Annotated in this window: 23 protein-coding genes; 14 read left to right on the plus strand and 9 right to left on the minus strand. The window is 65.5% G+C overall.

The window, feature by feature from the left end:
* The first annotated feature begins 44 nt into the window (after window positions 1–44).
* Genes ruvX through NLM31_RS25595 form a run of 3 tightly spaced genes read left to right on the plus strand, consistent with a single transcriptional unit; the run spans window position 45 to window position 1,930 of the window.
* The gene (gene ruvX, locus NLM31_RS25585) at window positions 45–524 is read left to right on the plus strand and encodes a Holliday junction resolvase RuvX (RefSeq protein WP_254135435.1); all 480 of its coding nucleotides are present in this window, start codon (window positions 45–47) and stop codon (window positions 522–524) included.
* Between the two features lie 13 nt (window positions 525–537).
* Window positions 538–993, plus strand: a complete 456-nt coding sequence (locus NLM31_RS25590) for a hypothetical protein (RefSeq protein ID WP_254131988.1) — start codon at window positions 538–540, stop codon at window positions 991–993.
* A gap of 4 nt (window positions 994–997) precedes the next feature.
* Window positions 998–1,930 carry an AEC family transporter gene (locus tag NLM31_RS25595; protein ID WP_254131989.1) on the plus strand — a complete coding sequence of 311 codons (933 nt, stop codon included), beginning with the start codon at window positions 998–1,000 and terminating at the stop codon, window positions 1,928–1,930.
* Here NLM31_RS25595 and NLM31_RS25600 read toward each other — a convergent pair.
* From NLM31_RS25600 to NLM31_RS25610, 3 genes are all read right to left on the minus strand, one after another.
* Window positions 1,927–2,685 (minus strand): CPBP family intramembrane glutamic endopeptidase, encoded by a 759-nt coding sequence (locus tag NLM31_RS25600; protein WP_254194056.1) that lies wholly within the window; start codon window positions 2,683–2,685, stop codon window positions 1,927–1,929. The two genes, NLM31_RS25595 and NLM31_RS25600, sit on opposite strands and share 4 nt — an antisense overlap.
* Window positions 2,686–2,804: 119 nt before the next feature.
* A complete protein-coding gene (locus tag NLM31_RS25605) occupies window positions 2,805–3,608 on the minus strand; it encodes a CPBP family intramembrane glutamic endopeptidase (RefSeq protein WP_254194057.1) in 804 nt (267 codons plus the stop codon).
* Between the two features lie 20 nt (window positions 3,609–3,628).
* The gene (locus tag NLM31_RS25610) at window positions 3,629–4,378 is read right to left on the minus strand and encodes a M15 family metallopeptidase (RefSeq protein ID WP_375167498.1); all 750 of its coding nucleotides are present in this window, start codon (window positions 4,376–4,378) and stop codon (window positions 3,629–3,631) included.
* A gap of 235 nt (window positions 4,379–4,613) precedes the next feature.
* Here NLM31_RS25610 and NLM31_RS25615 point away from each other — a divergent pair, with 235 nt between their 5' ends.
* The 4 genes from NLM31_RS25615 to NLM31_RS25630 all read left to right on the plus strand — a co-directional run bounded on the left by NLM31_RS25615 (window position 4,614) and on the right by NLM31_RS25630 (window position 8,850).
* Entirely contained in the window at window positions 4,614–5,561 is a 948-nt protein-coding gene (locus NLM31_RS25615; RefSeq protein WP_200515468.1) for an aspartate carbamoyltransferase catalytic subunit, read from the plus strand.
* 5 nt (window positions 5,562–5,566) lie between these two features.
* Entirely contained in the window at window positions 5,567–6,868 is a 1,302-nt protein-coding gene (locus NLM31_RS25620; RefSeq protein WP_254196262.1) for a dihydroorotase, read from the plus strand.
* A 53-nt stretch (window positions 6,869–6,921) separates the two neighbouring features.
* Entirely contained in the window at window positions 6,922–7,518 is a 597-nt protein-coding gene (gene plsY / locus NLM31_RS25625) for a glycerol-3-phosphate 1-O-acyltransferase PlsY (RefSeq protein ID WP_254135437.1), read from the plus strand.
* Window positions 7,519–7,668: 150 nt separating this feature from the next.
* On the plus strand, window positions 7,669–8,850 hold the full coding sequence (locus NLM31_RS25630) for a patatin-like phospholipase family protein (RefSeq protein WP_254194059.1): 1,182 nt from the start codon (window positions 7,669–7,671) through the stop codon (window positions 8,848–8,850).
* Here NLM31_RS25630 and NLM31_RS25635 read toward each other — a convergent pair.
* A complete protein-coding gene (locus NLM31_RS25635; protein WP_254194060.1) occupies window positions 8,842–10,086 on the minus strand; it encodes an amidase in 1,245 nt (414 codons plus the stop codon). The genes NLM31_RS25630 and NLM31_RS25635 overlap by 9 nt on opposite strands.
* Window positions 10,087–10,176: 90 nt before the next feature.
* On the opposite strand from NLM31_RS25635, the gene dprA reads away from it, so the two are divergent.
* On the plus strand, window positions 10,177–11,319 hold the full coding sequence (gene dprA / locus NLM31_RS25640; protein WP_254194061.1) for a DNA-processing protein DprA: 1,143 nt from the start codon (window positions 10,177–10,179) through the stop codon (window positions 11,317–11,319).
* On the opposite strand, the gene NLM31_RS25645 is transcribed toward dprA, so the two are convergent.
* A complete protein-coding gene (locus NLM31_RS25645; RefSeq protein ID WP_254131996.1) occupies window positions 11,316–11,726 on the minus strand; it encodes a helix-turn-helix domain-containing protein in 411 nt (136 codons plus the stop codon). The two genes, dprA and NLM31_RS25645, sit on opposite strands and share 4 nt — an antisense overlap.
* Before the next feature lie 84 nt (window positions 11,727–11,810).
* Between NLM31_RS25645 and NLM31_RS25650 the strand changes: the two genes are divergently transcribed.
* Window positions 11,811–12,419, plus strand: coding sequence for an FMN-dependent NADH-azoreductase (locus NLM31_RS25650; protein ID WP_254131997.1), 609 nt, complete (start codon window positions 11,811–11,813; stop codon window positions 12,417–12,419).
* Window positions 12,420–12,476: 57 nt separating this feature from the next.
* On the opposite strand, the gene NLM31_RS25655 is transcribed toward NLM31_RS25650, so the two are convergent.
* Window positions 12,477–12,659 carry a hypothetical protein gene (locus tag NLM31_RS25655; RefSeq protein WP_254131998.1) on the minus strand — a complete coding sequence of 61 codons (183 nt, stop codon included), beginning with the start codon at window positions 12,657–12,659 and terminating at the stop codon, window positions 12,477–12,479.
* A gap of 172 nt (window positions 12,660–12,831) precedes the next feature.
* Window positions 12,832–13,605 carry an SDR family NAD(P)-dependent oxidoreductase gene (locus NLM31_RS25660; RefSeq protein WP_254194062.1) on the minus strand — a complete coding sequence of 258 codons (774 nt, stop codon included), beginning with the start codon at window positions 13,603–13,605 and terminating at the stop codon, window positions 12,832–12,834.
* A 121-nt stretch (window positions 13,606–13,726) separates the two neighbouring features.
* Here NLM31_RS25660 and NLM31_RS25665 point away from each other — a divergent pair, with 121 nt between their 5' ends.
* Both NLM31_RS25665 and NLM31_RS25670 read left to right on the plus strand, forming a co-directional pair.
* The gene (locus NLM31_RS25665) at window positions 13,727–14,194 is read left to right on the plus strand and encodes a helix-turn-helix domain-containing protein (protein ID WP_254132000.1); all 468 of its coding nucleotides are present in this window, start codon (window positions 13,727–13,729) and stop codon (window positions 14,192–14,194) included.
* 91 nt (window positions 14,195–14,285) lie between these two features.
* On the plus strand, window positions 14,286–14,840 hold the full coding sequence (locus tag NLM31_RS25670; RefSeq protein ID WP_254194063.1) for a flavodoxin family protein: 555 nt from the start codon (window positions 14,286–14,288) through the stop codon (window positions 14,838–14,840).
* A gap of 173 nt (window positions 14,841–15,013) precedes the next feature.
* Here NLM31_RS25670 and NLM31_RS25675 read toward each other — a convergent pair whose 3' ends face one another.
* Window positions 15,014–15,946 (minus strand): IS110 family transposase, encoded by a 933-nt coding sequence (locus NLM31_RS25675; protein WP_254130737.1) that lies wholly within the window; start codon window positions 15,944–15,946, stop codon window positions 15,014–15,016.
* Window positions 15,947–16,155: 209 nt separating this feature from the next.
* Window positions 16,156–16,395 (minus strand): hypothetical protein, encoded by a 240-nt coding sequence (locus NLM31_RS25680; protein WP_254132002.1) that lies wholly within the window; start codon window positions 16,393–16,395, stop codon window positions 16,156–16,158.
* A gap of 226 nt (window positions 16,396–16,621) precedes the next feature.
* On the opposite strand from NLM31_RS25680, the gene topA reads away from it, so the two are divergent.
* From topA to NLM31_RS25695, 3 genes are read left to right on the plus strand one after another with little or no spacing between them, the layout of a single operon-like run.
* On the plus strand, window positions 16,622–19,381 hold the full coding sequence (gene topA / locus NLM31_RS25685) for a type I DNA topoisomerase (RefSeq protein WP_254194064.1): 2,760 nt from the start codon (window positions 16,622–16,624) through the stop codon (window positions 19,379–19,381).
* 8 nt (window positions 19,382–19,389) lie between these two features.
* The gene (rnr, locus tag NLM31_RS25690) at window positions 19,390–21,741 is read left to right on the plus strand and encodes a ribonuclease R (RefSeq protein ID WP_254194065.1); all 2,352 of its coding nucleotides are present in this window, start codon (window positions 19,390–19,392) and stop codon (window positions 21,739–21,741) included.
* Window positions 21,735–22,175 carry a DUF983 domain-containing protein gene (locus NLM31_RS25695; protein WP_254132005.1) on the plus strand — a complete coding sequence of 147 codons (441 nt, stop codon included), beginning with the start codon at window positions 21,735–21,737 and terminating at the stop codon, window positions 22,173–22,175. Before rnr ends, NLM31_RS25695 begins: the two co-directional genes overlap by 7 nt.
* Window positions 22,176–22,198 lie beyond the last annotated feature (23 nt).

A 22,198-nucleotide genomic window follows, 5' to 3' on the forward strand; every position in this document is an offset into this window, starting at 1 on the left:
TTCCGGGTTCACTCCGCTGCGCGACGCGTGATATGCGCTACACCATGCCGGCTCTTATCCTGCCTCTCGTCGATGCTGCAACCCACTGGCCCGAACGCGGCGGGCTGATCGGCCTTGACCTCGGCACCAAGACCATCGGCGTTGCCGTATCCAATCCGGACCGCAGGCTCGCCACGGGCGTCGAGACCATCCAGCGCAAGCAGTTCAAGCAGGACGCCGCCCGCCTCCTTGCGATCGCCACGGAACGCAAGGTCGTCGGCTTCGTGCTCGGCCTGCCCATCAACATGGACGGCAGCGAGGGCCCGCGCGCCCAGTCGACCCGCGCCTTCGCCCGCAATCTGGCCAATCTGACCGCGCTTCCCATCGGCCTCTGGGACGAGCGCCTCTCGACCGCCGCCGTCGAGCGCGAGCTGATCGGCATGGACGTCAGCCGCGCCAAGCGCGCCGAGGTGATCGACGAGCACGCCGCCATCTTCATCCTGCAGGGCGCACTCGACCGGCTCGCCAATCTTCGACAAGGCTGATTGGAAGCGACGAATGCAATTGCCGGCAAGAACAAGAATATCGATCGGCGCCCTTCTCCTTGCTCTGCTCGCCGTCCAGGCTTCCTTTGCCACGGAAGATCATGCCGCCTCGGAGCTCAAGGGCATCTGGTCCGGGACGTTCAATCAATATTCGCACGACATCAACGACAGCTTCGCCGTCAAAGTGACCATCGACGCGATCTCGGGCAATGAATTCACCGGCATGATGGAGTGGCCGACCTTCGACACGACGACAAAAGTGAAGGGAGCGGTCGAGGGCTCGCTGATCAAGTGGACCGAAACTGGATACATCAAGGGCGATGACGCCGTCCTCAATGGGCTCTATGTCGCCCACTTCACCGCCGCGGACGAGATCACCGGCGACTGGATGGACCCGAAGCACACCATCACGCCAAAGGGCCCCCGCTTCGGGACGCGCGGGGCCGATTTCGTGTTGAAAAAGGAATAGGCGCATGGCCGTCGTGATCGCGGCTCTGCTGCCGGTCTTCGTCCTCATCGTGCTCGGCGTGGTGCTGCGGCACAGCCTGATGCGGCTCGACACGCAATGGCACGGGCTGGAGCGGCTGACCTATTTCGTGCTGTTTCCGATGCTGCTGATCCAGACGCTGGTGAAGGCGGACCTCTCACAGGTGCCGGTCGCCGGCGTCGGCGGCGCGCTGCTGCTGTCGGCGCTCGCGATGTCGCTGCTCTGCCTCGCGCTCCGCCCTGCCCTGTCGCGACTGAACATCGACGGCCCCGCCTTCACCTCGATCTTCCAGGGCGCAACGCGCTGGCAGACCTATGTGGCGCTGTCCGTCTCCGCCAATTTGTATGGCGACGTCGGGCTGGCGCTGGCCTCGGTCGCGATGGTCGCGATCATCCCGCTGGTGAACGTGTTCAGCGTCGCCGTGCTGGCGCACTACGCTTCCCCCGAGAAGCAGTCCACGCGCGCGATCATCATGACGGTAGTCCGCAATCCCCTGATCTGGGCGTGCGTCATAGGTCTCGTCATCAATGTCATCCATCTGCCGCTGCCAAGGATCTGGCACGAGGTTGCGGACGCGCTCGGCCGCTCCTCGCTCGCCATCGGCCTGCTCGTCACCGGCGCCGGCCTCCAGCTCAAGGGCCTGCTTCGCCCGAGCCTCGGCGTAACCCTCGGCGTGGCGTTCAAGCTGGCGCTGATGCCGGTGCTCGCGCTGGCGCTCGCCGTCTGGTTCGGGCTGACCGGCACCAACCTCGCGATCGTCGCGATCTGCGCCGCCGTGCCGACCTCGCCGAGCGCTTATGTGCTCGCCCGCCAGATGGGCGGCGATGCGCCTCTATTGGCACAGATCATCACGCTGCAGACGATTTTGGCGGCGATCACGATGCCGATCGCGATCGCGCTGGTGGCGACGGGAAGCTAGGTGTAAGGCCCGCCGAGGAAGACGATCGCCATGTTCATGCCCGAATGGAGCATGACGGTCAGCCAAGTCGAATTGGCTCGCAGGCGAAAATAGCCAAGCGTGAGACCGGTGACAAAAATCCAAGAGCGCTCATACCAGCCGTACTGCGTATGGTTGAGCGCCCACAGTGCCGCTGTCAGCACGATGGCACCGTACGGCCCCAGAAACGACTGAGACCACCCTCGAAACATAAATCCTCGGAAGAGGAACTCCTCCAGTACCGGCGCCCCAACGCACATTCCGATCGCGAAAGTGAGCAATCCTGCCGCCCCTCCAACGACGAGATCGGAACTGGTTTGTGGCCTCACCAGACCGAGCTTGATCGTGACAAAAGCTTCGATGGTTATCAGAATGATCATGACGCCGAACCCGCAGACCACCACGTCGCGACTCGGCCAGTTCAGCGCCAGATAATCAGCGAAGCCTCTCCCGGCTATCCGGACGGCCGCCCACAGCACTGCGATCGCAGCTGGCGTTCCCAAGATGATGCCGGAGGCCTGCCAGCGGCCCTGCTCCCATACAGCCTGAAACTCGGCCGTCGTCAGGTTCTTCGTTCCACCATAGGCGGCGAGCAAGAGCATCAGCGCGACGCTACCCGTCAGCACGAATGCGCCGTCAGCAAGCAACGCGACAAACAGCGTCTCCATGAAATCCCAGGTGCGGGAATTCGGCGCTGAGCCAGCTGCCGGCGGGACGGCACTTTGGAGATCGGACATGCGGGCTTTCCGCGACAACGTCGCAGCGAAGGCGGGAGATGGTTCTACCTAACCTATCCGAGGATCATCAGGCCGGCAATTGCGACCGGCCTTGGCAGAAGCCTTCTCTAACCGTCGCCCTACTCTCCCAGCCACATCGTCAGCACCACCGCCGTCATGTTGTTCAGCGCGTGCAGCACGATGGTGAGCCAGAGCGAGTTGGCGCGATGGCGCATGTAGCCGAACCAGAGGCCGATGGAGAACACCTCGGCGAGGAAGTACAGATCGTATTGCAGATGCACCGCCGTCCACACCAGTGACGACAGGATGATCGCGCCGGGCACGCGCAGGAAGCTCGCCGACCAGCCGCGGAAAAGGAAGCCGCGCGCGAGCACCTCCTCCGACATCGGTGCCGCCACGCTGAAGGCGAACAGCAGCAACAGCGCCGCGCCCTTGTCGCGGCCCGATTTCAGGAGATCGGTCATGAAGCCCGGCGTGGCCTCGCGGCCGAGCGATCGCGAGACGATTTCCCAGGCCATCACGACCAGGATGAGGCCGGCGGCGCCGAGCAGGAGCTGCCTCCAGGTCGGCCAGCGCAGCGCGAGATAGTCGACGAAGGATGCTTTCTTGATGCGGATGGCGAGCCACACCGCAGCTAACGTCGCAGGCAGGCCCATGATGACGGACAGCGCCAGTGCCTGCGGCTCATGACCGACCGACTGGATCGAGGCCATGTCGAGCGGCAGGGCGCGCAGCGCGACCAGCAGCAGGATCGCCCCGACCTGCCCGACGAACATCGCGACGAAGACGAGCAGGCCCCACAGCGCCGTGCCCCAGAACTTCCAGACGCGCAGCGGCGCCTGCTCCGCCGATGTTGCGGTGAGCGCCGGATGGACGGGATCGAGGGAATTGACGTCGTCGGTCGTGATCGCGGGCTCTGTCATGGTGCTTCCTGCGGCCGGAATCAGTTCCGCCGCGGCTGGATCGGGAAATCATAGGCCGCCCCGCCCGCCCCCGGCAGGGAAAAATGCCACCACTCCTTCGAATAGTTCACAAAGCCTTGCTTCGCCATCGCAGCCACCAGCCGCCTGCGCCAGGCGCGCTGATCCTGTGTGATCGACGGTGCTGCGGTATGCCCCATCGCATCGGTGCAATCATAGCCGGTGCCCATGTCGACGCTGCCTTCCGGCAACCGCGCCGCGACCGGCGCCGTGCAGTCGGCGTAGGATTTTGACGGATCGATCCTGGCGGAATTGTCGGCCTTGAGATCGACCAGCGTCAGATCCAGCGCCGCACCCGTAGAGTGCTGCGAGCGGCTCGCGATATAGCCGAGGCGAAACAGCTCGGTCTTGGCGATGCGCGGATTGTAGCGCCGGTCGGCGGCGGTCTCGTGGCCGTTCTGCGACCATTTCACCATATCGAGCGAGGCGCGCGCCGGCCGGTAGCAGTCGAACATCTTGAGCGACAGATTCTGTGCCGCCAGATCCTGCTGCACGGCTTTCAGCCGCAGCCCGACTTCGCGCTTCACCACGCATTCGCCGGCGCCGTAGCCGGCGATCGGGCGGCCGATGAAATTGTTGGAGCTCGCGTAGCGGATGTCCTGGATGATGGTGGGATCGACGTCGCGCAAATAGACGAAGCCGCCGGGAAGCGATTGGGCGTGGGCGAACGGGACTGCAATTGTTGCAATGGCCGCAATCAGGAATGATCTCACAAGCTGCCTCCGCATCCGTCATGGCCGGGCTTGTCCCGGCCATCCACGTTCTTTTGCGTTAAATTCGATAGAAGATCGTGGATGCCCGGGACATAGGCTAGCGGAAGCGACGCCGTCCTTCGAACGGCTATGCCCGGGCATGACGGAGAGAGTGCGGCAGACATCAGGGGATAACTCCCCGCCCCGGCATTGGCCCTTGCTCCCCCCGCCATCCACGCCTATAGCTCTCGCTTTAATGACATCGAAATCGACCTTCGTCCTCGGCCACCGGCATTTGCTGGGCATCGAGGGCCTTTCCGCGGCCGACATCAGCGGCCTCCTCGACCTGTCCGAAGAATATGTCGAGCTCAACCGCCAGGTTGACAAGAAGCGCACCGTCCTGCGTGGACGGACGCAGGTAAACCTCTTCTTCGAGGCTTCGACCCGGACGCAGTCCTCGTTCGAGCTCGCCGGCAAACGCCTCGGCGCCGACGTCATGAACATGTCGGTGTCCTCCTCGTCCATCAAGAAGGGCGAGACGCTGGTCGACACCGCGATGACGCTGAACGCCATGCACCCAGATATATTGGTGGTGCGCCATCACGCCTCCGGTGCGGTGGAACTGCTGGCCCGCAAGGTTGACGGTTCCGTGATCAATGCCGGCGACGGCGCACACGAGCACCCGACCCAGGCTCTGCTCGACGCGCTCACCATCCGCCGCAACAAGGGCCGGATCGAGGGCCTCGTGGTCGCGATCTGCGGCGACGTGCTGCATTCGCGCGTCGCGCGCTCCAACATCATCCTGCTCAACACCATGGGCGCTCGCGTCCGCGTTGTCGGCCCCTCCACGCTGCTGCCGCCCGGCATCGAGCGGATGGGCGTCGAGGTCGCGCGCGACATGCGCGAAGGGCTCAACGGCGCGGATATCGTCATGATGCTGCGGCTGCAGCGCGAGCGCATGAACGGCTCCTTCGTGCCGTCGACCTCCGAATATTTCCACTACTTCGGGCTCGACCAGAAGAAGCTCGGCTACGCCAAGCCGGACGCACTCGTGATGCATCCAGGCCCCATGAACCGCGGCGTCGAGATCGACACGGCCGTGGCCGACGGCGCGCAGTCCCTGATCCGCGAACAGGTGGAGATGGGCGTCGCCGTGCGCATGGCCGTACTCGAAGCGCTCGCCCGTAACCTGCCGAACGCGTGATGCCCATGCTGACCGACCGCCGCCCGATCCTGCTCGCCAACGCCCGCGTCGTCGATCCCTCCCGCGATTTCGACGGAACCGGCGACGTCCTGATTGCCGACGGCATCATCCGCGAGACCCGCCGCGGCATTGGCGCGGCCGGCGTCCCCGAGGGCACCGACGTCGTCAACTGCTCCGGCAAGATCGTGGCCCCCGGCCTGATCGACATGCGCGCCTTCGTCGGCGAGCCCGGCTTCAGCCATCGCGAGACCTTTGCCTCCGCGAGCCAGGCGGCCGCGACCGGTGGCATCACCACCATCATCTGCCAGCCCGACACCTCGCCCGTCATCGACAACTCCGCCACCGTCGATTTCGTGATGCGCCGCGCGCGCGACACCGCGATCGTCAACATCCAGCCGATGGCGGCGCTCACCAAGGGCATGCGCGGCGAGGAGATGACCGAGTTCGGCCTGCTCAAGGCCGCCGGCGCCGTCGCCTTCAGCGACGGCGACCGCAGCGTCACCAATTCGCAGGTGATGCGGCGTGCGCTGACCTACGCGCGCGATTTCGACGCGCTGATCGTGCATCACACCGAGGACCCCGATCTCGTGGGCGAAGGCGTGATGAACGAGGGCGAGTTCGCCTCGCGCCTCGGCCTGATGGGCATCCCGAAGGCCGCCGAGGCCGTGATCCTCGAACGCGACATGCGTCTGGTCGCGCTGACCGGCGGCCGCTATCACGCCGCGGCGCTGTCCTGCATCGAGTCGCTCGAGATCCTGAAGCGCGCCCGCGACGCCGGCCTTGCCGTCAGCGCCTCGGTCTCGATCAATCATCTGGCGCTGAACGAGAACGACATCGGCCCCTACCGGTCCTTCCTGAAGGTGTCGCCGCCGCTGCGCACCGAGGACGATCGTCGCGCGCTGGTGGAGGCGGTGGCCTCGGGCCTCGTCGACGTCATCATGTCCGATCACAATCCGCAGGACGTCGAGGTCAAGCGCCTGCCGTTCGCGGAAGCAGCTCCCGGCGCGATCGGCCTGGAGACCATGCTGCCGGCAGGCCTGCGGCTGGTCCACAATGACGAGCTCGACCTCAAGACGCTGATCCGGGCGATGTCGACCCGGCCGGCCGAACTGCTCGGCCTGCCCGGCGGAACCCTGCGCACCGGCGCACCGGCCGACGTCATCGTGATCGACCCCGACGTGCCCTGGGTGGTCGATCCCGCCGACCTCAAATCGCCCTGCAAGAACACCCCGTTCGACGAAGCCCGCTTTACAGGCCGCGCTATCAGGACCATCGTCGGCGGGCGAACGGTTTTCGAGCATGTCTGACGTGCGGAGGGACAGACATGGGCGCTGGCTATGTCAGCCATGGAGACACCGCCATGGCGCTTGATGCATTCCTGCCGGTGGCCTTCGTCATCGGCTATCTGCTCGGCTCTGTACCGTTCGGGCTGGTGCTGACCAGGCTCGCCGGCACCCAGGATCTGCGCTCGATCGGCTCCGGCAATATCGGCGCCACCAACGTGCTGCGCACCGGCCGCAAGGGCCTCGCCGCCGCCACCCTGCTGCTCGACGCGCTCAAGGGCACCGTAGCCGTGGTGATCGCAGGCTACATCGGCGGCCCCAACGCCGCGATGCTGGCCGGCCTCGGCGCCTTCCTCGGCCACCTCTTCCCGGTCTGGCTCAAGTTCAAGGGCGGCAAAGGCGTTGCCGTCTATATCGGCATCATGCTCGGCCTGTTCTGGCCCGGCGCGGTGGTGTTCTGCCTGATCTGGCTCGCGACCGCCTTCACCACCCGCTATTCCTCGCTCTCGGCGCTGGTGGCGGCCTTCATCACGCCGCTGTTCCTGTGGTGGTTCGGCCAGCTCGCGCTCGCAGCGCTCGGCGCGGTGCTGACCATGCTGCTGTTCTACATGCATCGCGAGAACATCAAGCGATTGCAATCGGGAAAAGAAGGCCGGATCGGCGAGAAGGCGTAATTCCGGAAAAAGTACGGATACCGCCGCAAGGCCTCCGCATTATATGCCAAATCCTGTTCGCAACTCGTCGCCGGCTCGCCGGCGATAGTGGCGAACGGGTTCCATGCCTGTCATCCTGACAGCGGAGATGGCGTTACGCGGTTGCTCAGAATGAGCGAGAAGATTGACGGCACGCATGACGACGGCGGCTCGCAGGGCACTGCGGCAAGCCGGCTGCTCTCTTCGACCAACATCTGGTCCGACGCACCCGTGCCGCCGCCCACACCAAAACCGGTCGCCGTTTCGACGCCACCCGCGCCCGTCTCGCAGGCTCCTGTCCCGCTTGAGATCGTCACCGCCCCCGCGCATGCTGCGCCTGCTCAGCCGCACGCCGATCAATGGCCACCGCGACGATTGTCGCTGGCGCTTCAGGGCGGCGGGACTTTTGCCGCCTTCACCTGGGGCGTGCTGGAGCGGTTCCTGGAAGAGCCGTCCATTGAATTCGACACGATCAGCGGCGCCAGCGCCGGCGCCATCAACGCGCTGCTGCTCGCGGGCGGTCTTGCCGAAGGCGGCCGCGAAGCGGCACGCGCGCGGCTGAACCGGTTCTGGCTCCGGCTGATGCACGAGGCCTCGTTCCGCTCGCTGATGCTGATCGGCGGCTTTTCGCCGGCGGGAAGCTCGGTCGCGTTCGGGCCGACGCTGCGCTCCGGCCAGTTCGATCCGTTCGATCTCGATCCGCTGCGGCAGGCGCTGTCGCGCGACATCAATTTCGCCGGCTTGCGTGATGCCAAATGCCCAAGGCTTCTGATCGCGGCGACGCGGATCCGCGACGGCCAGCAGCTGATTTTTGGCAATGACGCGATCACTGCCGACGTCGCTCTCGCCTCGACCTGCCCGCCGCTGGTTCACTGCGCCGTCGAGATCGACGGTGAAGCCTATTGGGATGGCGGCCTTGGCGGCAATCCGCCGCTGATAGCACTGGCGCAGCAATCGACCACCGCCGACCTGCTGCTCGTCCAGGTCACGCCCACGCGCGACAGCTACGTGCCGATCACGCTCGCTGCGATCGATCGCCGCCTCGACCAAATCGCGTCCAACGCCGCGCTCAAAGCCGAGATCGCGGCGATCGCATGGGCGCAGTCGCACGCAGCCCCCGCGCTGAGGCTCTCGACGATCGCCGCGGAAGACTCGATCGAGGGCCTTGCACAGCGCTCATCGACCGATCTCGGCCGCGGCTTCATTCGCCTGCTGCACCGGAGCGGCCGCGAGGCAGCCGAGCGCTGGCTCGGGCAAGGCGCCGGCGTCTTGCAGCCGGCGCGCGCACGCGCCGCCGAGCCCGTGCTAGCCTGATTTCGCCAGCGCGTTCTCCAAGAACCACGCCGCCGCCAACGCAACGGGATCGTTGCCGAAGCGCGCGATCACCTGCACGCCGATCGGCAGGCCACCGATCTTCATCACTGGCACGTTGACGCAGGGATTGCCCATCAGCGTCCACAGCCGGTTGTAGCGGGGCGAGCCGGTCGAGGCGAGCTCCTTGGCCGGCGCTACGCCCGGCGCCGAATAGGTGAGCAGCACGTCGAAACCTTCGAACAGCTCGCCGAGCTCGCGACGGCCGCGGCGTGCGATCCGGCGGGCGTCGTCATATTCCTTCGGCGTCAATCCGACGGTGGCATCGAGGCTTTCGCGCAGCATCGGCGCGATCTCGTCGTGATGCTGGTCAAACTCCCAGGCGAGCGCGCGATGCGCCTCGAAGTCCTGGATGATCGGATGGATGCGCCAGGCCTCCTTCACCGACTCCGGCAGATCGATGGTCCGGACGCTGGCGCCGGCCTTCTCGGCCGCCTTGATCGCCGCCAGCAACCCCTCTTCCGCCGCCGGCTCGACGGCCTCGGCAAATTCCTGCCTGACCACGCCGATGCGCGGCGCCTTGGCCGGGACGATGCCGTCGAATTCAGTGCGCCCGGTGATCCCCAAAAGTCCGCGCGCGAGATCCTCCGCGCGCGATCCGAACAGGCCGACCGTGTCGAGCGCCCACGAATAGCATTTCACGCCGATGGTCGGCAGCATCCGGAACGACGGCTTGATCGCAGCAGCGCCGCAATAGGCGGCGGGCCGGATCACCGAGCCGCCGGTCTGGGTGCCGAGCGCCAGCGGGATCATGCCGGCGCCGATGGCGGCCGCCGAGCCCGAGGACGAGCCGCCCGGCGTATGGCCCAGATTGTGCGGATTGAGCGTCGGCGTCGGATCGCGCGAGGCGAACGCCGTCGTCGTGGTCTTGCCGATGATGGTGGCGCCTGCCCGCTTCAGCATCATCACGACCGGCGCGTCCGCGCGCGGCTGCCAGCCGCGATAGATCTCCGAGCCCATCTCGGTCGGCATATTGGCGGTGTCGATGATGTCCTTGATGCCGACCGCTATGCCCCGCAGCGGGCCGGAGGATTGTGCTTTCGCCGACTTGTCATGACGGACGAAGGCACGGACGTCCTTCTCGCGTGCCTCGATCGCCGCGTGCGACTGGGCGACCGCGTCATCCGGCGAAAGCTCGCCGCTCGCGATGCGGCGCTGGAGGTCGGCAAGTGAGATCATGGCAAAATCCTTCTTATTGGGACCGCTTTTAGCATCGCGACGAGGCCGTGCAAGCGCACGCTGCTGTTGCCCACGCCCTCAGGTTGTTCCATGCTGCCGCCACAAGGAGACGCCGTGGACGCCATCAACCAAAGCGTGGAGCTGACCGAGCTCGAGCGGATCGACCACCTGCGGCTGATCCGCTCCGACAATGTCGGGCCGCGCACCTTCCGTTCGCTGGTCGATCACTTCGGCAACGTCCACGCCGCGCTGGAGCGGCTGCCGGATCTGGCGCGCCGCGGCGGTGCGTCGCGATCCGGGCGCATCTGCAGTGTGGACGAAGCAAGCACCGAGCTCGCCGCGAGCCGCAAGTTCGGCATCGCCTGGCTCGCGCCCGGCGAGGACGGCTATCCGACGCGGCTGGCGACGCTCGACGATGCACCGCCTTTGCTCGCCGTGCGCGGCGACAACGCAACGCTGATGCGCCCGATGATCGCCATCGTCGGCTCGCGCAACGCCTCCGGCGCCGGCTTGAAATTCGCCGGCCAGCTCGCGCGCGAGCTCGGCGAGGCCGGCTTCATCGTCATCTCGGGGCTCGCCCGCGGCGTCGATCAGGCCGCGCATCGTGCCAGCGTCGAGAGCGGCACGATCGCGGTGCTCGCCGGCGGACATGATTGCATCTATCCGCCCGAACATGGCGATCTGCTCACCGCGATCCTCGATCACCAGGGCGCGGCGATCTCCGAAATGCCGCTCGGCCACGAGCCGCGCGCCCGCGACTTTCCCCGCCGCAACCGGCTGATCTCGGGCGCCTCGCTCGGCGTGGTCGTGGTGGAGGCCGCGCACCGTTCAGGTTCGCTGATCACCGCGCGCATGGCCGCCGAACAGGGCCGCGAAGTGTTCGCCGTCCCCGGCTCGCCGCTCGATCCGCGCGCCGCCGGCACCAATGATCTGATCAAGCAGGGCGCGACCCTCGTCACCGAAGCCTCCGACATCATCAACGCGGTCCAGCCGATCATGGAGCGGCCGCTGATGAGTCCTGCGAGCGAGCCCGACAGCGAGCCGTTCGAGAACGATCCGCAGGGGCACGACCGCGACCAGATCACGAGCCTGCTCGGTCCCACGCCGGTCTCGATCGACGATCTCGTGCGGATGTCCGGCGCCTCGCCCGCGATCGTGCGCACGGTGCTGCTGGAGCTCGAACTCGCCGGCCGGCTCGAACGCCACGGCGGCGGTCTCGTCTCGTTGCTCTAGCCGCCGTTGCGCTCGTCGAAGCGCGTGCGTGCAGCCTCAATTTGCATCAGATGGCCCATCGCCCACTCGCCCAGCGCCTTCACCGGCTCCTGGAGTCCACGGCCGAGATCGGTCAGCTCGTAATCAACGCGCGGCGGAATGGTCGGGAAGATCGTGCGCGTGACGAGGCCGTCGCGCTCCAGCCCGCGTAGCGTCAGGGTCAGCATCCGCTGCGAGATGCCGTTGATCATGCGCTTCAGCTCATTGAAGCGCTTCGGTCCGTCGCTCAAGTTCATGATGACGAACACGCTCCATTTGTCGCCGACGCGCGACAGCACGGATGCCACGCCGCGACAGTCGGAATGGTCGGGGTTCGGCCTCCGTTCGGCAGGCAAATCAGTGTGTGCAGGTCTCAAAGATGTGCCCATGGCTCAAAAAAGTGCGTTCTTGCGGGGTTTTTGATAGTCACTCATGTAGTGCGGGTTACAAATCTATACCATGGGTGACCCCAAATGAAACTCCTCCATATCGACTCCAGCGTGCTCGGCCCCCACTCCGTCTCCCGGCAGGTTTCCGCCGCCATCGTCGACCGGCTCAGACAGGCGACGCCCTCGCTCGAAGTGGTCTACCGCGATGTGACCCAGGTCCCGCTCGCCCACCTCTCAGGACCTCACCTGGCCGTCGCACAGGGCGCTCCCGCGCCTGCCGAACTCGGCCCTGACCTCGCTGCCGGCGCTGCCGCGCTGGACGAGTTCCTGGCGGCCGACATCGTCGTGATCGGCGCGCCCATGTACAATTTTACGATTCCGAGCCAGCTCAAGGCGTGGATCGACCGTGCCGTCGTCGTCGCAGGAAAGACGTTCAGCTATGGCGCGAACGGACCGCAGGGCCTTGCCGGCGGCAAGCGCGTGATCCTCGCGATCTCACGCGGCGGCTACTATGGCGCGGATACGCCGATGGCCGCGCTCGAGCATCTCGAAACCTATCTGCGTGGGGTGTTCGGCTTCATCGGCATCAATCCTGAATTCATCGTTGCGGACGGAATCCAGGTCGGTCCCGATCATCGCGAAAAGGCGCTGGCCGGCGCGCTCCAGGCGGCCACCAGCTTGCGCGCGGCGTAAGGTAACGCCGACGACAGCCGCTGCCGGACTCCGGCGGCGGCTGACAGTTCGAATGGACTAAAACCAGGCGCCCTGCACGCCCAGGATCACGGCGAGAAGCGAAATGAAAAGCCCGATGCCGGAGAAGATGGCGACCCCGATGAACTCGGACGTGTCGGAGTGCTTGGCGGGAACTGCTGAACGTTCGGTGTAAATACGCGGTGCTGAAATCGGAGAATAAATGCGTGCTGCTTTTGGCATAACGGGCTCCCTTAAATGGGTCTTATGACCCTGCCCGTAAAAAGGTCTTGGCAACCTGCGCGAAGGTTCAACGCATCACGCAAGCTTCAGAAAACATGTCTCGCAAGATGTGGGAACCGGCCGACGCAACCGCACCTCGCGCGCCGACCGATTCAATTTTCGCAAATGTCGATCAACCGCGATAGATCGGCGCGCCCGCTGGCGAGGCCACCGCGCCGCCATCGACGAAGATCTCCTGGCCCTGAATGTGCCCGGCATCGTCGGACGCAAGGAACAGCACCGTCTTCGAAATGTGATCCGGTTCACCAATTCGCCCGAGCGGCGTCGACAGCCCGATGCGCTTCTCGAAGGCCTTCTCCGCTTCGGGCGTCGCGATCGCAGCGCCCCAGATCGGCGTGCGGATCGCACCGGGCGCAACGACATTCACGCGGATGCCGCGCGGCGACAGTTCCGAGGCCATGATCCGCGCCATCGCCCGCACGCCGGCCTTCGCCGCGCCGTAAGCCGAATAGCCGGGAATGCCGAGCACGGAGATCACCGAGCCGTTGAGGATGATCGAGGCGTTGTCGTTGAGATAAGGCAGCGCCGACTGCACGGTGAAGAATACGCCGGTGAGATTGGTGCTGATGACTTTCTCGAACACATCGAGCGTCGCCGATCCCAGCGGCGTGCCGCCGGGAATGCCGGCATTGGCAAACAGGATGTCGAGCTTGCCGAACTTTTCGGTGCCCTGCTTGATCGCGGCCTCGGTCGCGGCGATGTCGGTGGCATCGGCAACGAGTGCGATCGCATTCGGGCCGAGTTCCTTCGCTGCGGCCTCCAGCGTCTCCTTGTTGCGCCCGGTGATGATGACCTTGGCGCCCTCGGCCACGAACAGCTTTGCCGTCGCCAGTCCAATGCCGCTGTTGCCGCCGGTAATCAGCGCCGTCTTGTTCTTCAGCCTCATGGTCGTCTCCAGTGGTTGCATTATGAAACTATGTTGCCATCTAGGCCAAATGGTTTTATAATGCAACCACACAAGCGCGTGATCGGCGCCGAAATCGTGCGAACGCGACAGGACCAGGACGATGGTGAAACGAACGAGTTTTGAGGGCGACGGCTGCCCGGTCGCGCGGTCGCTGGAGGTGATCGGCGACTGGTGGACGCTCCTGATCATCCGCGAAGCGATGCTGGGCCTGCGCCGCTTCGGCGAGTTTCAGAGCAAGCTCGGCATGGCCAAGAACATCCTGTCGGTGCGGCTGCGATCCATGCTCGACCATGGCATCCTGGCGATGACCCCCGCCTCCGACGGCAGCGCCTATCAAGAGTACGTGCTGACGCCGAAGGGACGCGGCCTCTTCCCGATCCTGGTCGCGCTCCGACAGTGGAGCGAGGAGTTCGACGACAGCCCCGAGGAGATCGACACCATCATGGTCGATCGCGCCAAGGGCCGTCCGGTGAAGAAGCTCGAACTGCACGCCGAGGACGGCCGCTTGCTCAGCCTGGCCGACATCACCTTGAAGCCGCGACCAGCACCGCGGCGTCGGTCGGCGTAACGAAGGCAAAGTGCTCGCAGTGACGGCGCGGAGGGACTTGTACAAAAGATAGACGGCGTCGAAGATGGCCCGACACCCAAAGTGGCGCCACATGCCCCTCCTCGCCGTTGCTTACTTCTCCATCTCCGGCACCACCGAGAAGCTGGCGCATGCGATGGCGCACGGCGCGGACGGGATGGCGGAGGTCGCGCTGTGTCGGATCGCCGGCGACGACATCGTGTCGGGCCGCTTCCAGAACGAGCGATTGCTGGAGACGATCGACCGCGCCGACGCAGTCGCGTTTGGCAGCCCGACCTACATGGGCGGACCATCGGCGCAGTTCAAAGCCTTCGCGGACGCCTCAAGTGATCGATGGAGCGAGCAGCGATGGGCCAACAAGATCGCAGGCGGCTTCACGACGGGCGCATGTGCAAGCGGCGATCAACTGCACACGCTGACGTACTTTTCCATTCTGGCGGCCCAGCACGGCATGCTCTGGTGCGGGCTGGATGTCCCGGGCGGAGAGGATCCGGGCGGTCGCAATCGCCTCGGCAGCCAGCTCGGACTGGCGACGCATTTGATCGACGATGCCTTGCCGCAGAGTGATGTGAGCACGGCCGAATATCTCGGCCAGCGCTTGGCCAGGATGGCTGGGCGCAACGGCTAACCACGTCCGTGAGAGCGGCGCGCTCAACTATCTCCCCGTCACCCTGAGGTGGCCGCTTCTTCAGCGGCCCTCGAAGGGCGACGGCCTGGCTGCATCTCGGCCACGCATCCTTCGAGGCTCCCCATGGGACGCGATGCGTCCCATGCCTCGCGCCTCAGCGACTGTGTTCTTCGTCAAGCGGGTTGCCATGGTTTTCGATCCCTGAGCATGGCGTTGAGGATGGTGAGGAGCTTGCGGGCGACCGCGATGAGGGCGACCATTTTCGGCTTACCGGCGCTCACGAGGTGACGGTAGAAAAGCTTGAGCTGCGGGTGGCATCGGATCGCCGAGAGGGCAGCCATGTAGAGGGCCGCCCGCAAGGCAGTTCGTCCACCGCCGATCTTGCTCCTGCCTTTCCATCGGCCGGACTGGCGAACGAAGGGAGCAAGGCCGGCAAGGCTTGCGATCTGACGCCGGTTGAGGGTGCCGAGTTCGGGCACCTCGGCAAGGAAGGTGCGTGCGAGTGTATTGCCGACCCCCGGGAAGGTGATCAGCAAATCTTCTTGGTCCCGCCAGGCCGGCGAGCCCCGTACCAGCGTGTCGATGTCGTTGTCGATGTCCGGCAGCTCCTTCTCGAGGACCTTGATGTGGCGGGCAAGGCTCTTGCGGACGCGAACATTCTCCACCCGCTTCTCGCGCTGGCGTTCGGCGACGATCATCTCGATGATCTGCCGGCGTCGGGCAACCAGTTCGGCCAGCAAGCGAGCTTGCTCGTCCGGGACGGGACGCAGGGCGGGCTTCACCGCCTCAACGAACCGTGCGATCACCGCGGCATCGATCGGATCGGACTTGGCGCGCTGGCCAATCGCCTGCGCGAAGTGCCGGATCTGGGCCGGATTGATGACCGCCAGCGGCAACTGGGCGCCGGCCAGTGCTGCCGCGACCACCGTCTCGAAGCCGCCAGTCGCCTCCAGCCCAATCAGGCTCGGCGAACAGGCCGCAAGCCGCGCAACAAGATCTTCCAAGCCCTTGCCGTCGCGCGCCACGGCAAACACTTCTCCGCTCGGACGCATATGAACATCCAACCGGTCCTTAGATACATCTATGCCAACATAGATCGCGTCCATCTGCACCCATCCTTGCGCAACCGGGCTCGCCAGGCGGCCCTCGCGACTGTTCGGGTTCGATGGAACAACGGACGGGGCGCCGCGCTGAGGCACGGGCTTCATAGCCCTTGGATGAAGCGGTCTCCCGTCCGTTACCGCACCGGCTATCTTAGCCGATCTGGCGCGATCTGACTTACAAGGATGACGGGTCTGATAAAAGCACCGGCCCCTCACGACAGCTTGCGCTTGCTCCGCAGCCGCAAATGCTCGTCGGCCTCGAGCTTGGTCATCCCCAGGAGATAATGCAGCACGTCGAGCTTGTGCCGCTCGGCGAGCTTGCGCAATGCGCCCACCTGCTCGGCGATGAAGCCCACGGCCTCATCGACCCCGCCCTCCCCCGGTTCCTCGTTGCGCGAGCCTCCCCGCACGCCCGTTGCGGCGCGCGCCCGTTTCTTTCCTGGCTTTGCCACCAGCCCCACCCGAATCCATGCCCCGCGGAAACATTACGCCGACACCGGCCACAACTCCAAGGTGGTATTTCGCAACTTTCTCGATATGAAACTTTTCCCATTTGGCGGGCTTTCAACACCCTTCGATTTGACAGCGAGGGCCTCACCACCCATGTTCGGGTCGAAACGGCCGACCCGAATCTTGTCGATTTCGGCCTAAGATTTTCCCGTAAGTCACTGGAACTACATGAATATCGTCATTGTGGAGTCGCCGGCGAAAGCCAAGACGATCAACAAGTATTTGGGCTCGTCCTACGAGGTTCTGGCCTCGTTCGGCCATGTCCGCGACCTTCCGGCGAAGAACGGTTCCGTCGATCCCGACGCCAATTTCAAGATGATCTGGGAGGTCGACCCCAAGGCGGCCTCCAGGCTCAACGATATCGCCAAGTCCCTGAAGGGTGCCGACCGCCTGATTCTGGCGACCGACCCTGATCGCGAGGGCGAAGCCATCTCCTGGCACGTGCTGGAGGTGATGAAAGAGAAGCGCGCGCTGAAGGACCAGAAGATCGAGCGCGTGGTGTTCAACGCCATCACCAAGCAGGCCGTCACGGACGCGATGAAGCATCCGCGCGAGATCGACGGTGCGCTGGTCGACGCCTATATGGCGCGCCGCGCACTCGACTATCTGGTCGGCTTCACCCTCTCCCCCGTGCTGTGGCGCAAGCTGCCGGGCGCCCGCTCGGCCGGCCGCGTGCAGTCGGTCGCGCTGCGGCTGGTCTGCGACCGCGAGCTCGAGATCGAGAAATTCGTCCCGCGCGAATATTGGTCGCTGATTGCAACGCTGCTGACGCCGCGCGGCGACGCCTTCGAGGCGCGTCTGGTCGGCGCCGACGGCAAGAAGATCCAGCGCCTCGACATCGGCACCGGCGCGGAAGCCGAAGACTTCAAGAAGGCCCTGGAACTCGCGACCTACGCGGTGACGTCAGTCGACGCAAAGCCCGCGCGCCGCAATCCGCAGGCGCCCTTCACCACCTCGACCTTGCAGCAGGAAGCCAGCCGCAAATACGGCTTTGCGCCCGCGCACACCATGCGCATCGCCCAGCGCCTGTATGAAGGCATCGACATCGGCGGCGAGACCACCGGACTCATTACTTATATGCGTACCGACGGCGTGCAGATCGCCCCCGAGGCGATCACCCAGGCGCGCAAGGTGATCGGCGAGGATTACGGCAACGCCTACGTGCCGGACGCGCCGCGCCAGTACCAGGCCAAGGCCAAGAACGCCCAGGAAGCGCACGAAGCGATCCGCCCGACCGACATGTCGCGCCGCCCCGACAGCATGAGCCGCAAGCTCGATGCCGACCAGGCGCGGCTCTATGAACTGATCTGGAAGCGCACCATCGCCAGCCAGATGGAATCGGCCGAGCTGGAGCGCACCACCGTCGACATCACGGCGAAGGCAGGTGCGCGCACACTGGAGCTGCGCGCCACCGGCCAGGTCGTCAAGTTCGACGGTTTCCTCGCGCTCTACCAGGAAGGCCGCGACGACGAGGAGGACGAGGATTCCCGCCGTCTGCCCGCCATGAGCCAGGGCGAGGCGATCAAGCGGGACTCGCTCTCCGTCACTCAGCATTTCACCGAGCCGCCGCCGCGCTTCTCTGAAGCGTCTCTGGTCAAGCGCATGGAAGAGCTCGGCATCGGCCGGCCCTCCACCTATGCCTCGATCCTCCAGGTCCTGAAGGACCGCGGCTACGTCAAGCTGGAGAAGAAGCGCCTGCACGGCGAAGACAAGGGCCGCGTCGTCGTCGCGTTCCTCGAAAGCTTCTTCAACCGCTACGTCGAGTACGATTTCACGGCCAATCTGGAGGAGCAGCTCGACCGCATCTCCAACAACGAGATCTCCTGGCAGCAGGTGCTGAAGGACTTCTGGACCGGCTTCATCGGCGCCGTCGACGAGATCAAGGATCTGCGCGTCGCCCAGGTGCTGGACGTGCTCGACGACATGCTGGGCCAGCACATCTATCCGCCGCGCGCCGATGGCGGCGACATCAGGCAGTGCCCGAGCTGCGGCAATGGCCGGCTGAACCTCAAGGCCGGCAAATTCGGCGCCTTCGTCGGCTGCTCGAACTATCCGGAATGCCGCTACACCCGTCAGCTCGCCGCCGACAGCGAGACCACCGCGGACCGTTCGCTCGGCCAGGACCCCGATACGGGTCGCGATGTCTGGGTCAAGGCCGGCCGCTTTGGCCCCTACATCCAGCTCGGCGAGCAGAAGGATTATGAGGAAGGCGAGAAGCCGAAGCGCGCGGGCATCCCGAAGGGCACGTCCCCCTCCGACATCGAGCTTGAGCTTGCGCTGAAGCTGTTGTCGCTGCCGCGCGAGATCGGCAAGCATCCCGAGACCGGTGAGCCGATCACCGCGGGCCTCGGCCGCTTCGGGCCGTTCGTGAAGCACGAGAAGACCTATGCCAGCCTCGAGGCCGGCGACGAGGTCTTCGACATCGGCCTCAATCGCGCCGTGACGCTGATTGCCGAGAAGGTCGCCAAGGGCCCGAGCCGCCGCTTCGGCGCCGATCCCGGCAAGGCGCTGGGCGATCATCCGACGCTCGGCACCGTCACCGTGAAGAGCGGCCGCTACGGCGCCTATGTCACCGCCGGCGGCGTCAACGCAACCATCCCCGCAGAGTTCGAAAAGGACACGGTGACGATTGCACAGGCGATCGCGCTGATCGATGAGCGCGCGGCCAAGGGCGGCGGAAAGGCCAAGGCGAAGAAGGCGGCGAAGCCGGCCAAGGCCAAGAAGGCCGCGGCAAAGGCCGCCGACGGCGACGACGCCGCGCCGAAGAAGAAACCGGCCGCGAAGAAGGCGGCCAAGACCAAATCCGATTCCACCAGCAAGGCACGCGCAGCCGTGTCGTCGACCGCCAAGACTTCAGCAGTCAAGACGTCGCCGACCAAGGCGTCCGCCGCCAAAGCTCCGGCCAAGAAGAGTGCCGGCACGACTTAAGAGGTTAAGTGAAACGCAAGAATGACCATGGCTTTCCCGACAGGCAAGCCATCGTCGCCTTCATCAAGGCACATCCAGGAAAGGTCGGGACCCGCGACATCGCGCGCGAGTTCGGCCTGAAGAACGCCGATCGCATCGAGCTCAAGCGCCTGCTGCGCGAGCTCGCCGACGACGGCACCATCAAGAAGAAACGCCACACCGTCTCGGAGCCGGACACCCTGCCGGCGACGCTGGTCGCCGACATCACCGGTCGCGACGCCGACGGCGAGCTGATCGCCTCTCCTGCCGAATGGGACGAGGTCGAGAGCGGCGAGCCGCCGAAGATCCTCATCACCCTGCCGCGCCGGCCGAAGCCCGGCACCGCAGCCGGCGTCGGCGACCGCGCGCTGCTGCGGGTCGAGCCGACCAACGAGAGCGAAGGCCCGGCCTATCGCGGCCACGTCATCAAGGTCTTCGACAAGACCAAGAGCCGCATCCTCGGCGTGTTCCGTGAGCTGCCCGACGGCGGTGGACGGCTGATCCCGGTCGACAAGAAGTCCGCCGACCGCGAGCTGAACATCGCCGCCGCCGACACCAAGGGCGCGCAGGACGGCGACCTCGTCAGCGTCGACATCGTCCGCACCCGCAGCTTTGGCCTCGCTTCAGGCCGGGTGAAAGAGAAGCTCGGCTCGGTCAAGTCCGAGAAGGCGATCAGCCTGATCGCGATCTACGCCCACGACATCCCGCTGCAATTCTCCTCCGCCGCCGAGCGCGAAGCGGAGGCCGCAGAGCCGGCGAACCTGAAGGGTCGCGAAGACTGGCGCGACGTCCCCCTCGTCACCATCGATCCGCCGGATGCGAAGGATCACGACGACGCGGTGCATGCGCAAGCCGATCCCGATCCGAACAACAAAGGCGGCTTCATCGTCGATGTCGCCATCGCGGATGTGAGCTTCTACGTGCAGCCCGGCACCGCGCTCGACCGCGCCGCGCTCGACCGCGGCAACTCGGTCTACTTCCCCGACCGCGTCGTGCCGATGCTGCCCGAGCGTATCTCCAACAATCTCTGCTCGCTGGTGCCGGGCGAGCCGCGCGGCGCGCTCGCGGTGCGGATGATCATTGCCCCGGACGGGCGCAAGCGTTCGCACTCGTTCCATCGCATCCTGATGCGCTCGGCCGCCAAGCTGAGCTACGCGCAGGCGCAGGCCGCGATCGACGGACGGCCGGATGACACCACCGGCCCTCTGCTCGATCCGATCCTGAAGCCGCTCTATGCAGCCTACGCCTGCGTCAAGCGCGCCCGCGACGAGCGCGATCCGCTCAATCTCGATCTGCCCGAGCGCAAGATCCTCCTGAAGAGCGACGGCACCGTCGATCGTGTCGTCATTCCTGAAAGGCTCGATGCGCACAAGCTGATCGAGGAGTTCATGATCCTCGCCAACGTCGCGGCGGCCGAGATGCTGGAGAAGAAGTCGCTCCCGCTGATCTACCGCGTGCATGACGAGCCGACGCTGGAGAAGGTCCACGCGCTCCAGGAATTTCTGAAGACGCTCGACGTCCCCTTCGCGAAGGGCGGCGCACTGCGCCCCGCGCTGTTCAATCGCGTGCTGGCCCAGCTCGAAGGCCACGACCACTTCCCGCTGGTCAGCGAAGTCGTGCTGCGCGCGCAGGCGCAGGCCGAATATTCGTCCGAGAATTACGGGCATTTCGGCCTGAATCTGCGCCGCTACGCGCATTTCACCTCGCCGATCCGCCGCTATGCCGACCTCGTCGTGCATCGCGCGCTGGTCCGCGCGCTCGGGCTTGGCGAAGGCGCCCTGCCCGACAGCGAGACGGCGGAAACCCTCGGCGAAGTCGCCGCCCATATTTCGCTGACCGAGCGGCGCGCGATGAAAGCCGAGCGCGAGACGGTCGACCGCCTGATCGCGCATCACCTCGCCGACCGCATCGGCGCCAGTTTCCAGGGCCGCGTCTCCGGCGTCACCCGCGCCGGCCTGTTCGTGAAGCTGAGCGAGACCGGTGCCGACGGCTTGATTCCGATCCGATCCCTCGGCACGGAATATTTCAACTATGACGAGGGCCGTCACGCGCTGGTCGGCACGCGCAGCCGCACCATGTACCAGCTCGGCGATGTCGTCGACGTCCGCCTGATCGAAGCGGCCCCCGTCGCGGGTGCGCTTCGTTTTGAGCTGCTGTCGTCGGATAGCGCAACTGCGCCGCGCGACCGCAGGCAGGCTGGCCCGCAACGCCGTCCCTCGCTCAAGGCGCACCCCGGACGCAGCCCGGACAGAAAACGCAAGCCGTCGAAGCCAAAATCCGGCAAGCCGAAGAAGGGCAAAGGCAAGAACAAGGGCAAGAGCAAGAAGGGCAAGGCATGGTGACCATGAGCACAGCCCCGAAGATCTGGACGCGCGAGACCGGCCTCGTCGAGAAGCGCGATGTCTGGGCAGCGATGAAGCGCGGATTTCGCAGCCGCTGTCCGCGCTGCGGTGAAGGCAAACTGTTCCGCGCCTTCCTGAAGACCGCGGACAATTGTGCGACATGCGGCCTCGACTTCACGCCGCATCGCGCCGACGATCTCCCGGCCTATCTCGTGATTGTCATCGTCGGCCACATCACCGTGCCTGCGATCCTCTGGATCGAGACCAATTACACGACGCCGGGCTGGCTGACCTTTGCGGCCTATCTGCCCTTCACCTTCTTCGCCTCCCTCGGACTGTTGCAGCCGGTGAAGGGAGCTGTGGTCGGCTTGCAATGGGCTCTGCGCATGCACGGGTTTGACGAGAACCCGCCGGATGGTATTCCGCCTGTGTAATCAAAATAAGCAAAAAGCGGTTT

The sequence above is a fragment of the Bradyrhizobium sp. CCGUVB4N genome, assembly GCF_024199945.1.
Taxonomy (GTDB): domain Bacteria; phylum Pseudomonadota; class Alphaproteobacteria; order Rhizobiales; family Xanthobacteraceae; genus Bradyrhizobium.

What these genes read in the sequence shown, in the direction of transcription:
- NLM31_RS25645 (WP_254131996.1), bottom strand. Translation starts at nt 11,726, where the DNA reads ATGGGCACATCTTTGAGACCTGCACACACTGATTTGCCTGCCGAACGG.
- dprA (WP_254194061.1), top strand. Translation starts at nt 10,177, where the DNA reads ATGCTGCCGCCACAAGGAGACGCCGTGGACGCCATCAACCAAAGCGTG.
- NLM31_RS25675 (WP_254130737.1), bottom strand. Translation starts at nt 15,946, where the DNA reads ATGGACGCGATCTATGTTGGCATAGATGTATCTAAGGACCGGTTGGAT.
- NLM31_RS25620 (WP_254196262.1), top strand. Translation starts at nt 5,567, where the DNA reads ATGCTGACCGACCGCCGCCCGATCCTGCTCGCCAACGCCCGCGTCGTC.
- NLM31_RS25670 (WP_254194063.1), top strand. Translation starts at nt 14,286, where the DNA reads ATGCCCCTCCTCGCCGTTGCTTACTTCTCCATCTCCGGCACCACCGAG.
- ruvX (WP_254135435.1), top strand. Translation starts at nt 45, where the DNA reads ATGCCGGCTCTTATCCTGCCTCTCGTCGATGCTGCAACCCACTGGCCC.
- NLM31_RS25695 (WP_254132005.1), top strand. Translation starts at nt 21,735, where the DNA reads ATGGTGACCATGAGCACAGCCCCGAAGATCTGGACGCGCGAGACCGGC.
- NLM31_RS25650 (WP_254131997.1), top strand. Translation starts at nt 11,811, where the DNA reads ATGAAACTCCTCCATATCGACTCCAGCGTGCTCGGCCCCCACTCCGTC.
- topA (WP_254194064.1), top strand. Translation starts at nt 16,622, where the DNA reads ATGAATATCGTCATTGTGGAGTCGCCGGCGAAAGCCAAGACGATCAAC.
- NLM31_RS25630 (WP_254194059.1), top strand. Translation starts at nt 7,669, where the DNA reads ATGAGCGAGAAGATTGACGGCACGCATGACGACGGCGGCTCGCAGGGC.
- NLM31_RS25590 (WP_254131988.1), top strand. Translation starts at nt 538, where the DNA reads ATGCAATTGCCGGCAAGAACAAGAATATCGATCGGCGCCCTTCTCCTT.
- NLM31_RS25660 (WP_254194062.1), bottom strand. Translation starts at nt 13,605, where the DNA reads ATGAGGCTGAAGAACAAGACGGCGCTGATTACCGGCGGCAACAGCGGC.
- NLM31_RS25635 (WP_254194060.1), bottom strand. Translation starts at nt 10,086, where the DNA reads ATGATCTCACTTGCCGACCTCCAGCGCCGCATCGCGAGCGGCGAGCTT.
- NLM31_RS25655 (WP_254131998.1), bottom strand. Translation starts at nt 12,659, where the DNA reads ATGCCAAAAGCAGCACGCATTTATTCTCCGATTTCAGCACCGCGTATT.
- NLM31_RS25615 (WP_200515468.1), top strand. Translation starts at nt 4,614, where the DNA reads ATGACATCGAAATCGACCTTCGTCCTCGGCCACCGGCATTTGCTGGGC.
- NLM31_RS25665 (WP_254132000.1), top strand. Translation starts at nt 13,727, where the DNA reads ATGGTGAAACGAACGAGTTTTGAGGGCGACGGCTGCCCGGTCGCGCGG.
- NLM31_RS25605 (WP_254194057.1), bottom strand. Translation starts at nt 3,608, where the DNA reads ATGACAGAGCCCGCGATCACGACCGACGACGTCAATTCCCTCGATCCC.
- plsY (WP_254135437.1), top strand. Translation starts at nt 6,922, where the DNA reads ATGGCGCTTGATGCATTCCTGCCGGTGGCCTTCGTCATCGGCTATCTG.
- NLM31_RS25600 (WP_254194056.1), bottom strand. Translation starts at nt 2,685, where the DNA reads ATGTCCGATCTCCAAAGTGCCGTCCCGCCGGCAGCTGGCTCAGCGCCG.
- NLM31_RS25595 (WP_254131989.1), top strand. Translation starts at nt 998, where the DNA reads ATGGCCGTCGTGATCGCGGCTCTGCTGCCGGTCTTCGTCCTCATCGTG.